At 46.9% G+C, this 12,040-nt stretch carries 13 protein-coding genes; 11 read left to right on the plus strand and 2 right to left on the minus strand.

What is annotated here, in order from left to right:
• Positions 1–73: 73 nt before the first annotated feature.
• Positions 74–694, minus strand: coding sequence for a hypothetical protein (locus JM642_RS09395; protein ID WP_055646622.1), 621 nt, complete (start codon positions 692–694; stop codon positions 74–76).
• A 94-nt stretch (positions 695–788) separates the two neighbouring features.
• On the opposite strand from JM642_RS09395, the gene JM642_RS09400 reads away from it, so the two are divergent.
• From JM642_RS09400 to lolE, 3 genes are all read left to right on the plus strand, one after another.
• Positions 789–2,021 (plus strand): lipoprotein-releasing ABC transporter permease subunit, encoded by a 1,233-nt coding sequence (locus tag JM642_RS09400; protein WP_203433568.1) that lies wholly within the window; start codon positions 789–791, stop codon positions 2,019–2,021.
• Between the two features lie 97 nt (positions 2,022–2,118).
• Positions 2,119–2,811, plus strand: a complete 693-nt coding sequence (gene lolD / locus JM642_RS09405; protein WP_047535973.1) for a lipoprotein-releasing ABC transporter ATP-binding protein LolD — start codon at positions 2,119–2,121, stop codon at positions 2,809–2,811.
• A complete protein-coding gene (lolE, locus tag JM642_RS09410; protein WP_203433570.1) occupies positions 2,808–4,058 on the plus strand; it encodes a lipoprotein-releasing ABC transporter permease subunit LolE in 1,251 nt (416 codons plus the stop codon). The genes lolD and lolE overlap by 4 nt, the downstream gene beginning before the upstream one ends.
• 92 nt (positions 4,059–4,150) lie before the next feature.
• Here lolE and suhB read toward each other — a convergent pair whose 3' ends face one another.
• Positions 4,151–4,954, minus strand: coding sequence for an inositol-1-monophosphatase (suhB, locus tag JM642_RS09415; protein ID WP_011072272.1), 804 nt, complete (start codon positions 4,952–4,954; stop codon positions 4,151–4,153).
• Positions 4,955–5,108: 154 nt separating this feature from the next.
• Here suhB and trmJ point away from each other — a divergent pair, with 154 nt between their 5' ends.
• The 8 genes from trmJ (at position 5,109) to hscA (ending at position 12,037) form a co-directional block, all read left to right on the plus strand.
• Positions 5,109–5,834 (plus strand): tRNA (cytosine(32)/uridine(32)-2'-O)-methyltransferase TrmJ, encoded by a 726-nt coding sequence (gene trmJ, locus JM642_RS09420; RefSeq protein WP_037418371.1) that lies wholly within the window; start codon positions 5,109–5,111, stop codon positions 5,832–5,834.
• Positions 5,835–5,879: 45 nt separating this feature from the next.
• Entirely contained in the window at positions 5,880–6,701 is an 822-nt protein-coding gene (gene cysE / locus JM642_RS09425) for a serine O-acetyltransferase (protein ID WP_037418369.1), read from the plus strand.
• Positions 6,702–7,053: 352 nt separating this feature from the next.
• On the plus strand, positions 7,054–7,515 hold the full coding sequence (gene iscR / locus JM642_RS09430; RefSeq protein ID WP_006081858.1) for a Fe-S cluster assembly transcriptional regulator IscR: 462 nt from the start codon (positions 7,054–7,056) through the stop codon (positions 7,513–7,515).
• A 78-nt stretch (positions 7,516–7,593) separates the two neighbouring features.
• The gene (locus JM642_RS09435; RefSeq protein ID WP_037418361.1) at positions 7,594–8,808 is read left to right on the plus strand and encodes an IscS subfamily cysteine desulfurase; all 1,215 of its coding nucleotides are present in this window, start codon (positions 7,594–7,596) and stop codon (positions 8,806–8,808) included.
• A gap of 37 nt (positions 8,809–8,845) precedes the next feature.
• Positions 8,846–9,229 carry a Fe-S cluster assembly scaffold IscU gene (gene iscU, locus JM642_RS09440; protein ID WP_011072277.1) on the plus strand — a complete coding sequence of 128 codons (384 nt, stop codon included), beginning with the start codon at positions 8,846–8,848 and terminating at the stop codon, positions 9,227–9,229.
• A gap of 14 nt (positions 9,230–9,243) precedes the next feature.
• Entirely contained in the window at positions 9,244–9,567 is a 324-nt protein-coding gene (gene iscA, locus JM642_RS09445; RefSeq protein WP_011072278.1) for an iron-sulfur cluster assembly protein IscA, read from the plus strand.
• A gap of 15 nt (positions 9,568–9,582) precedes the next feature.
• Positions 9,583–10,107 carry a co-chaperone HscB gene (hscB, locus tag JM642_RS09450; RefSeq protein ID WP_144346202.1) on the plus strand — a complete coding sequence of 175 codons (525 nt, stop codon included), beginning with the start codon at positions 9,583–9,585 and terminating at the stop codon, positions 10,105–10,107.
• 67 nt (positions 10,108–10,174) lie between these two features.
• Positions 10,175–12,037, plus strand: a complete 1,863-nt coding sequence (hscA, locus tag JM642_RS09455; RefSeq protein WP_037418355.1) for a Fe-S protein assembly chaperone HscA — start codon at positions 10,175–10,177, stop codon at positions 12,035–12,037.
• The last annotated feature ends 3 nt before the right edge of the window (positions 12,038–12,040 follow it).

A 12,040-nucleotide genomic window follows, 5' to 3' on the forward strand; every position in this document is an offset into this window, starting at 1 on the left:
ACGGATTCATTCACAAAAAGTTGCATTTATTGTAGTGACTTGGGCGCGAGGGTGCTAGTGAAAACTCTCGTCTTTATTGGCGTTCGTCCCTAGCTTGTTTACGCAGTTTAAGTTGTTTTTGTTGAACATTGAGGCTCGCTTTGACCAGTTGCTCCACATCCGAATCCAGTATTTGGCTAAATTCGAGGTCGATTAGATAGGGCGACGAGGCGTTGTGCTGTTGTGCTTGCTGCGCAGTTGATTGGGCTTCCTGTGAGAGCATACAAGCGGTGACCTTGGCAAAACATAAAATAGCGACCAGTTCGTCATGGATAAATAAGGTCACTTTAACATGGCGCCCTAGAGGTAATTCGGTCGTGCTGATTATGCGAATACCGCTACCACCAAACTGACAACCATCATATTTATCACCCTCTTGGACTTCTTTTTCGAGCACGTGTTGCAGGACTAAATCCACCTTGCGTGATTGTAGCTTGAGAAAATCCACCACCACCTTGGCTTCATTATCTAAATGCCGCAATTGTAACAAACAGCTCGCTTCAAGGGCTTTTACTTCACTCAATAGCTGGATCCCTAAGGATTGCATTGATCTTAAAGCCATTTCATTGGGTAGAGGTCGGTTTTCGTCCCAGAGGCTTAAGTAAGCAGTAAAGGGATGAGGCACACTAAAATACGGATTGGTGTCAGTGAACAAGGCTTGCCTCTTTATTTATAGAACCTAAACCCCTATTATCGTGCCCATCTTTATGATTTAGCAAGTTCAGCACACAGGACGCAGCCCTCTTTCAATGGATCTTCGATTCCCTCTCTACGTTGGTTACCGTTATTGGCGGGCCAGAAAAGCAAACGCATTTGCTTCTTTTATTACCTTATTTGCCGTTTCGGGCATTTTTTTAGGGGTTGCTGCCTTGATCGTGGTCAGTTCGGTGATGAATGGCCTCGAAGGGCAATTAAAGCAGCGCATCCTCGGCGCTGTACCGCAATTGACGGTTTACACCAAAGCTCCCTTAAGCAATTGGACTATTGCGGCAAAAAAGCTAACTGAGCTGCCCGGCGTGCAAGGGGTGACGCCCAGTGTGTCGACGCAAGCTATGGTGCAGTCAGCGGCCAATATCCGTGCGGTACAAGTATTTGGGGTGTTTCCTGAGCTGGCCGAAAAACTTTCCGCGGTGGCGCAACATACCTATTCAGGCGCGTTTAACGAGTTAACCAGTGGCCAGTATAAGGTCATATTGGGCAGCGAACTGGCGCGCCAGTTAAAAGTCAGCCCTGGGGATACGGTACGCTTGTTAAGTGGTGATGGCGTTGTGTACTCGCCGCTAGGCCCAGTGCCCAGCCAACGTAAGTTTTTAGTGTCTGCGGTGTTCGAAATGGGGTCACAAGTGGATGCGGGCGTGGCTTACGTTCATTATCAAGATGCAAAGCGGTTAATGCGTCAGCCCAGTGATGAAATCAACCAGCTAAGGCTGTATTTAAACGATCCTTTTAACGCGCCTGCGCTTGCCAAGGATGTGCAGCAAATCTTAACAGAGCAGGGCATCGAGGCGACCACGAGCGATTGGCGCGACACCTATGGACATCTATTTAGCGCAGTGAAGATGGAAAAAAATATGATGTCGCTGATGCTCAGCCTGATTGTGGCGGTGGCGGCATTCAATATTGTCTCGGCGTTGGTAATGATGGTTGTCGATAAAACCACCGATGTCGCAGTGCTCAAAACCCAAGGTTTAAGAACCTCTGCTGTGATGGGCATTTTTGTGGTGCAAGGTTTATTGAATGCGGTGTTAGGTTTAGCGCTGGGCTTAGTGGTGGGTATTCTAATTACCCTTAATTTGAATGGCATTATGGCAACTCTGGGTATTTCGATTTTAGGGACTGGACAAATGTTGCCGGTAAAACTGGCGCTTGGGCAATTGTCGCTGATTATTGTCGGTACCTTAGTGGTGACCCTAGTGGCAACTCTTTACCCTGCGCTACGGGCTGCAAGGGTGCAACCAGCCACAGCGCTGCGTTATGAATAACGGTGTTTTCAACGACTAAAATAATTGCTCCATCGTAAAAGTGGAGTGTAGACGTGGCACTTTGCCATGTCATATAGAATCAATAGCGAGAATCTCAATGCAAGATGTGTTACTGCAAGTTCAGGCGGTGAGTAAGAGTTATCACGACGGCGATGTAACCACGCAGGTGTTGTCTGATGTGGATTTACAGGTATTTAAGGGTGAACAGCTGGCGATTGTGGGCACTTCAGGCTCGGGCAAGAGTACGTTACTGCATATTATGGGGACGCTTGATAAACCGTCATCGGGAAAAGTATTGTTGGCAGGTGAGGATTTATATCAAGTGAGCAGTGCCCGACAGGCGCAGATCCGTAATCAGGATTTAGGCTTTATTTATCAATTTCATCATTTGTTGCCTGAATTTACCGCCCTTGAAAATGTGGCAATGCCGGCATTTATCCAAGGTCGTGATCGCAGCCAAGCGCAAGCCGATGCCAAGGTTTTGCTCGAGAGAGTGGGTCTTGGGCACAGAATGAGCCATATTCCTGCTGAGCTTTCGGGCGGTGAACGGCAACGGGTGGCAATCGCCCGGGCGCTTATCAACAAACCCAAACTCGTACTGGCCGATGAACCTACGGGAAATCTCGATGCGAAGAGCGGCGAGGCCGTGTATGAACTTATTCGCGAATTGGCCAATCAACTCGGTACCGCGTTTGTGGTGGTTACCCACGATCCTAAATTGGCAGCGCGGATGGACAGACAACTCACCATGAAAAATGGTTATTTGCAAGTACCGGAAAGCGCCCAATGAAAGGACCATTAGCCCTCTCAATTGGCTGGCGTTTTTACCGTGCGCGCCAATCCAATAGTTTTATTAGCTTTATTTCCTTTGCATCGACAGCGGGTATTGCTCTGGGTGTCGCCGTATTAATTATCGTGCTCTCGGCGATGAATGGTTTTGAGCGCGAGCTGGAGCAACGTTTACTCGGGGTGATCTCCCAAGCGGATGTGGTGGGCGTGAATGAGCCGATTGCTGACTGGCGCGCTGTTGAGCAAACTGCGCTGCAGATTGAAGGCATTACTGCAGCGGCGCCTTTTATTCGTATGCAGGGTTTAGTGCAAAAGCCTGGTGGTTTTCAGGGGCTTGCTGTCGTTGGCATTGATCCTGAACAAGAGGCAAAAGTCTCTACATTGTCGCAATTTATGAATCCCGAGACTTGGCAGAGCTTGAGTGAAGATGATAATCACATCGTCCTTGGTGAAAGTTTGCTGAAAAAATTAGGCCTCGAAGTCGGCGATACGCTGGCGCTGTATGTACAAGATCTTGACCCTGAACATGCGGGAAGCTTACGTGCGGCAAAAAGCCATCGCTTTGTGGTGTCAGGTGTGTATCGCTTAGGTGGAGAGCTTGAATTAACCACCGCGTATATTCCCATGCGTTATGCGGCAAATATCCTTAATTTACATCAAGGCGTGACGGGGGTTCGCATCAGCGTGGCGCAGGTGTTTGAGGCGCCAGCGAAAATTCGCGAGTTAGGTTATGCGTTGAATCAGTCAGTGTATATTAGTGATTGGACTCGAACACAAGGTCATTTATATCAAGATATTCAATTGGTTCGCACCATAATGTACCTCGTATTAGTACTGGTGATCGGCGTGGCCTGTTTTAATATTGTCTCGACCTTGGTGATGGCGGTGCGCGATAAGGCCAGTGAAATTGCGATCCTGATGACCATGGGGCTTAGCCGTTTATCGGTAATGGGCATTTTTATGGTGCAGGGGGCATTAAACGGTTTAGTGGGGTGTGCGCTCGGTGGGGTGATTGGTATTGCGACAGCCATTAATCTCAGTGCTATTGCTCGTGGCATTGAGCAATTACTTGGGATCCAATTGTTATCTGCGGATGTGTATTTTGTGGATTTTCTTCCCTCCGAACTACATATGGCGGATGCCGGTTTAGTGATTGCCACCGCGTTTATAATGAGCCTGATTGCAACCCTGTATCCTGCATGGAAAGCAAGTCAAATTGGCCCTGCGCAGGCATTGGCGGGCAGATAACTGGCGCTACCGTTCTGCACTTAAAAGCTCAAAAACAAAAGGCCAGTGATAATATCACTGGCCTTTTTGGTCTTGTTTTGCGCTAAACGTGATTAACGCTTTAAGCCTTCGTTTAGTAAAGGACGCATGGTTTTTACTAATTCGGTCGTCACTTTCGGAGAACCTGCAACGATATTGCCAGAGATCAAGTAGTTATGACCGCCAGTAAAATCAGTGACCGTGCCACCTGCTTCACGGCATAGTAGGTCGCCAGCAGCGATATCCCATGGCTTTAAGCCAATTTCAAAGAAACCGTCTAAACGGCCTGCGGCCACATAGGCTAAATCTAATGCTGCAGAACCTGTGCGACGTAAGTCTGAACAATGACCAAACACTTCGCCGAAAATGGCCATATAGGTTTCGGTATGTTGACGGGCTTTAAATGGAAAACCTGTACCGATAATGGTTGGTGCTAGTTCGTTAACATTGGTCACGCGAATACGGAAATCGTTTAATTTGGCGCCTTTACCACGGATAGCGGTAAATAATTCTTCACGAACTGGATCATAAACAACGGCAACTTCAGTTTTGCCTTTGTATTGGAGTGCGATAGAAACCGCAAAATGGGGAATGCCTCTAACGAAGTTGTTAGTGCCATCCAGAGGATCGACTATCCAAATATAGTCTTTGTTTTCACCGCGGTTTTCGCCTTTTTCTTCACCCACGATAGTGTGATCCGGGTAAGATTTACGAATTTGATAGGTAATAGCGGCTTCTGCTTCCTTGTCTACACTGGTAACAAAATCGTTGATACCTTTAGCACTGACTTCAACTCGGTCAAGTTCAGTGTAGGCACGCATAATAGTTTGGCCGGCCGCGCGAGCAGCGCGAACAGCAATCGTCAGCATCGGATGCATTGCAATCCCCTGGATGTTAAAGAACGTTAAAAATAGCGGGCGGCATTATACTCGATTTGATTGTTATATCAAATACCGATTTTCATATAAGCATTCGCGCACGCCTGTGATAGTATTCGCTCCCTGTGTTTTGTGAATTAAATTAAGTCGTTTCATGCTAAGTAATATTCGGGTGATTTTAGTGGGGACATCGCACCCCGGCAATATTGGCTCAACCGCCAGAGCGATGAAGACGATGGGGTTATCAACCCTGTATCTTGCTGAACCAAGATGTGAAGTGGACGGTCAATCCATTGCCTTGGCCGCAGGCGCTTCGGACATTTTAAAACATCTGGTTAAAGTGGATTCCTTAGAAGAAGCCATCGCCGATTGCAGTTTGGTGATTGCCACCAGTGCCCGTAGCCGTACCTTAGATTGGCCAATGCTCGATCCGCGAGAAGCGGGACAAAAGCTGGTGACCGAAGGGATAACTGGGCCAGTCGCCATCGTCTTTGGTCGTGAAAATCATGGGTTAACTAATGAAGAATTACAGCAATGTACTTACCATGTGGCGATTCCTGCGAACCCTGAATACAGCTCATTGAACCTCGCGCAGGCTGTGCAGATCATTTGTTATGAGACGCGTGTGGCACATTTAGCCCAAACGGCGGTGTCACAAGAGGTTGAAGAATATCCACTCTCTGCCGATCTTGAGCGTTTCTTTGTACATCTTGAAAGTACCTTATCATCGACTGGCTTTATTATTAAAAACCATCCCGGCCAAGTGATGACAAAGTTACGCCGTCTATTCAGCCGTGCACGTATCGAAAGTCAAGAGATGAATATTCTTCGGGGAATTTTGACTTCGATTGATAAAGTGGTGGGTAATAAACAAAAATAGCCAAAGCAAATTTGGTACATAACGGTAATCGCGAAGGATTGAGTAATGGGTGTGATAGCTAGGCTAAAAGAAGACATTGAATCTATATATCACCGTGATCCCGCGGCGCGTAGCGCCTTTGAGATCTTGGTTAATTATCCAGGCATGCACGCCATTTGGCTGCACCGGATAAGCCATAAGTTATGGAAGCGTGATTGGCGCTTAATGGCTCGTTGTTTATCGACTTTTTCGCGCTGGTTGACGGGAGTGGAGATCCATCCTGGTGCTACTATTGGCGATCGTTTCTTTATCGACCATGGTATGGGTGTGGTAATCGGTGAAACCGCTGAAATTGGCGATGATTGCACCTTGTATCACGGCGTGACATTGGGCGGCACCACTTGGCAAGCAGGTAAGCGTCACCCAACACTGGGTAATAACGTCGTTGTTGGTGCTGGCGCCAAAATCTTAGGTCCTATCACTATGCATGATGGGGCGCGTGTCGGCTCAAATTCTGTTGTAGTAAAAGATGTGCCTAAGGATACGACAGTGGTTGGTATTCCTGGGCGTGTGGTAGCAACACCCTCACCACAATCAAAAGAAAAATCCGAACGCCGTAGTGCTATGGCTAAGAAGTATGGTTTCGATGCTTACGCGGTCTCACCTGATAATCCCGATCCCGTTGCTAACGCGATTGGTCAAATGCTGGACCATATGCATTTAATGGACTCAAAGGTGCAGGAATTGTGTCAAGCTATCCAGCGTTTAGGTGGCGATGTATGCACCGAAAGATTGCCAGAGCTGAATGTTGGCGATTTTAACGATGTCGAAAAGGCGGCTGCTGATAAGCGCCAAAGTGCGCTTGATGAGTTTGATCCAAGTATATAGTCCTGAAAATAGCAGAGTAGATGCAATTTCTTTTAGAGTGTCACCACTCTGCTAACGCTTTTATTTCGATAGTGCAAATCCCATTGTATAGCTTTTGAACACTTTGGGCATGTGTGCTCTGCTTTCATTTCAAGATAGTGCGTTAGATCCCGATATCAGGCCAATTTGGGTGATTAATTGCCCCTTTGGCATTGAATCTTAGGGCAGAAAAAGGTTAAATACCCCACCAAGATGAAAGGGTATTGGTTAACGGCACGCTTAAATACTTGAGTGTTTTACTCGGTTTTATACTTGACTGATTTACTCGGGTATGTTGAAATAGCTCCATACCTGTTCGGGAGCTATGGTAGTTATGAAACTTACATCTAAAGGTCGTTATGCAGTAACCGCAATGCTTGATGTGGCTATCCACTCAGCTTCAGGACCAGTTCCCTTGGCGGATATCTCTGAAAGACAAGGGATTTCGCTTTCCTATCTGGAACAACTCTTCGCAAAGTTACGCAAACATGGCCTAGTGGCAAGTGTCCGAGGTCCTGGTGGTGGTTACCGTTTAGGCCTAGAGGCAAATGATATTTCTGTTGGCATGGTGGTTCATGCCGTTGACGAGTCTGTCGATGCGACTCGTTGTCAAGGATTAGGCAATTGCCAGAGTGGAACTCGCTGCTTAACGCACTCGCTTTGGGGCGATTTAAGCAAACAAATTTCAGATTTTTTAGATGGTATCAGTCTTGCGGGCTTAATGCAGAAACGAGATGTGCAATTTATTTCGCTTAAGCAAGACACTATGCAAAAGGAGCAAAGAGTCAGCTTATAGGCTTTTTGTTATACGATAAAAATTATTTTTGTACGTTGTATGTAGCCTCGGCAGAGACTGCTAAGTACGGAGTGTGTTATGAAGCTTCCTATCTATTTAGATTATGCCGCCACCACGCCTGTTGATCCGCGAGTTGCGGAAAAAATGTTCCAATACATGACGATGGATGGCATTTTCGGTAACCCAGCATCACGTTCTCACCGTTATGGTTGGCAAGCTGAAGAAGCGGTAGATGTCGCTCGCAACCAAGTGGCTGATCTTATCAATGCAGATCACCGTGAAATCGTGTTTACCTCTGGTGCAACTGAGTCGAATAACCTCGCCATTAAAGGCGTTGCGCATTTCTACAATAAGAAAGGCAAGCACATTATCACCAGTAAGACTGAACACAAAGCTGTGTTAGATACTTGCCGTCAACTTGAACGTGAAGGTTTTGAAGTCACCTATTTAGAACCAGAATCTAACGGCATTATTCCGATGGCGCGCTTAGAAGCGGCAATGCGTGACGACACTATTCTCGTCAGCATTATGCACGTCAACAACGAAATCGGTGTGATCCACGATATCGATGCAATCGGTGAGTTATGCCGTTCAAAAGGCATTATTTTCCATATGGATGCTGCGCAAAGTGCTGGTAAAGTACCGATTGATGTGCAACGCACTAAAGTAGATCTGATCTCCATTTCTGGCCACAAAATGTATGGTCCTAAAGGGATTGGTGCCTTGTATGTTCGTCGTAAACCTCGTATCCGCTTAGAAGCGCAAATGCACGGTGGTGGTCATGAGCGGGGTATGCGTAGTGGTACTCTGCCAACTCACCAAATCGTCGGTTTAGGTGAAGCTGCGGCGATTGCAAAAGCTGAAATGGCAACAGATGACGCGCGTATTGCTAAGCTGCGTGACAAATTATGGAATGGCATTAAACACATTGAAGAAACCTATATCAACGGTGATATGACTCAGCGTGTGAGTGGCAGTCTCAACGTTAGTTTCAACTATGTTGAAGGTGAGTCACTGATGATGGCCTTAAAAGATTTAGCGGTTTCATCGGGTTCGGCTTGTACCTCAGCCAGTTTAGAACCGAGCTACGTGTTACGTGCACTGGGCTTAAATGATGAAATGGCGCATAGCTCGATTCGTTTCTCTATCGGCCGTTTTACCACCGAAGAAGAAATCGACCACGCTATTGAAGTTATTACTCAATCTATTGATAAATTAAGAGAAATGTCTCCATTGTGGGAAATGTTTAAAGATGGCATCGACCTGAATCAGGTGCAGTGGGCCCATCATTAATTCGACTAATGACAATAGATAATTTTGGAGCAGTATCATGGCTTACAGTGAAAAAGTGATAGATCATTACGAGAACCCACGTAACGTTGGTTCTTTCGATAAAAACGATCCTTCAGTCGTAACCGGTATGGTGGGTGCACCAGCTTGCGGTGACGTGATGAAGTTACAACTGAAAATCGGTGCTGACGGCATTATCGAAGATGCTAAGTTCAAAACCTATGGTTGTGGTAGTGCGATTGCATCAAGCTCACTGGTCACTGAGTGGGTTAAAGGCAAGACAATTGAGCAAGCTGCGGCGATCAAAAACACTGATATAGCTGAAGAGTTAGCTCTGCCACCCGTAAAAATCCACTGTTCTATTTTGGCTGAAGACGCCATTAAAGCGGCGATTGACGAGTACAAATCTAAACAAGCTAAGTAACATCTGGAGTTAAGATGGCAATTACAATGACCCCAGCGGCAACTGAACGCGTCAGGTCTTTCTTAGCAAATCGAGGCAAGGGCATTGGTCTGCGCCTCGGCTTAAAGACGTCAGGCTGTTCAGGTATGGCTTATGTGCTTGAGTTTGTTGATGCACTGAACGATGACGATGAAGTATATGATATTGATGGTGTAAAAATCATTATCGATGCGAAAAGCTTTATCTATCTTCAGGGCATTGAATTGGATTTTGTTAAAGAAGGACTGAACGAAGGTTTCCAATTTAACAACCCGAACGCAAAAGGTGAGTGCGGTTGCGGTGAGAGTTTCACTGTTTAATTGCCGAATTGACGCATGAATTATTTCGAGCTGTTTAAGTTTTCTCCTACCTTCGATATTGACACCGCATTGCTTGCAGAACGCTACCGCGACCTGCAACGTGTGGTTCATCCCGATAAGTTTGCCAATGATACCGAGCAACAACGGTTGTTGTCGGTGCAACGCACCGCACAAGTCAACGACGGTTATCAAACACTAAAAGATCCCATCCGCCGTGCTGAGCATATGCTCTCCCTGCGTGGTATTGATTTAAGTCATGAGACCACGACAGTGAAAGATACTGCATTTTTAATGCAGCAGATGGAATGGCGTGAAGCACTTGAAGATATTCGTGATAGCGCAGATCCCCAAGCCAGCATTGATGAACTGTACGATTCTTTTGCGACTTACCGCGCTCAGTTGAATAAAGTATTGGCTTCACAGCTGAGCAGTGGCAGTGACGAAGACGCCTTGTTAGCGGCAGATCAAGTTCGCAAACTTAAATTTATGGCAAAATTACACGATGAACTGACGCGTATCGAAGACGCGTTGCTCGATTAATTTTCCTTATTGCAGTTATTTTGCCGATTCCGATTGATTTGAGTCGGCGTTACTAAGTTGGATACATATGGCCCTTTTGCAGATTGCTGAGCCCGGACAAAGTGCCGCGCCGCACCAACATAGACTTGCCGTTGGCATCGATTTAGGTACAACCAATTCACTTGTGGCTGCTGTACGCAGTGGCGTAACGGCAACCTTGCCTGATGAAAACGGACAGCATTCTTTACCTTCGATAGTTCGTTACACTCATGATGGAATTGAAGTGGGTTATGTGGCGGCGTTAAGTTCAGCGCAGGATCCTAAAAACACTATTGTTTCCGTTAAACGTTTTATGGGGCGTAGTCTTGCGGACATCCAAGCTGGTGAGCAATCTTTCCCATATCAATTCGAGGCCAGTGAAAATGGTTTACCGCTGTTTGTGACGCCCCAAGGTCGAGTGAATCCGGTGCAAGTTTCTGCCGAAATTTTACGTCCTTTAATTGAACGCGCCGAAAAAACCCTTGGCGGTGAGCTGCAAGGTGCAGTGATCACTGTGCCTGCGTATTTCGATGATGCCCAGCGTCAGGGAACTAAGGATGCAGCATCGTTATTGGGTATTAATGTTTTACGCCTATTAAATGAACCCACTGCGGCTGCGATTGCCTATGGCTTAGACTCTAAGCAAGAAGGTGTAATCGCCATTTACGATCTCGGTGGCGGCACCTTTGATATTTCTATTTTGCGTTTAAACCGTGGCGTATTTGAAGTTCTGGCTACGGGGGGCGATTCTGCGCTCGGTGGTGATGATTTTGATCATCTTTTACAAGCACATATGCAGCAAGTGTGGCAACTGACTGATATCGACTCTCAGTTAAGTCGCCAGCTATTGATTGAAGCGCGCCGGGTGAAAGAAGCCTTAACCGATTCGAGTGATACTGAGGCTAGTCTTACTCTTGCCGATGGTTCGGTGCTCAAACAAGTGGTTACTAAGGCACAATTTGAGAGCCTCATCGCTGCGCTTGTGAAGAAAACCATCGCAAGTTGTCGCCGCACCCTACGTGATGCGGGCGTAACGGCTGATGAAGTGCTTGAAACCGTCATGGTTGGCGGCTCTACCCGCGTGCCATTAGTACGTGAGCAAGTTGAAGCCTTTTTTGGTAAAGCGCCATTAACTTCAATCGATCCTGACCGTGTTGTCGCCATTGGCGCGGCGATTCAGGCTGATATTTTGGTCGGTAACAAACCCGAATCTGAATTATTACTGCTCGATGTGATCCCCTTGTCGTTAGGGATTGAAACCATGGGCGGTTTAGTGGAGAAAGTGGTGTCTCGTAACACGACTATCCCCGTGGCACGCGCCCAAGAGTTTACCACCTTCAAGGATGGGCAAACGGCGATGGCGTTCCATGTCGTGCAGGGTGAGCGCGAGTTAGTTGACGATTGTCGCTCTCTAGCACGCTTCACTTTAAAAGGTATTCCACCGTTAGCGGCAGGAGCTGCCCATATCCGGGTGACCTTCCAAGTGGATGCTGATGGATTATTAAGTGTGACGGCCATGGAGAAATCCACTGGCGTGCAATCGAGCATTCAGGTCAAGCCTTCGTTTGGTTTATCGGATACTGAGATCGCGACTATGCTCAAGGACTCGATGAAGCATGCTAAAGAAGATATCAGCCGCCGTATGCTGGCTGAGCAGCAAGTTGAGGCGGCGAGGGTGCTTGAGTCCTTGAATGCAGCGCTCTCTAAAGATGGTGACTTACTCACAAGCGATGAGCGTCAGCAGATTGATACTGTGATGGCTCAGCTGGTTCACGTCGCTGGCGGTGATGATGCTGATGCAATTAAAAATGCGATCGAAATTCTTGATGAACATACTCAAGATTTTGCCGCAAAACGTATGGATAATTCTATTCGAGTGGCCTTTAAAGGTCAGTCAATTGACAAGATATAGGTG

It is taken from the genome of Shewanella sp. LZH-2, from assembly GCF_016859145.1.
Lineage (GTDB): Bacteria > Pseudomonadota > Gammaproteobacteria > Enterobacterales > Shewanellaceae > Shewanella > Shewanella xiamenensis.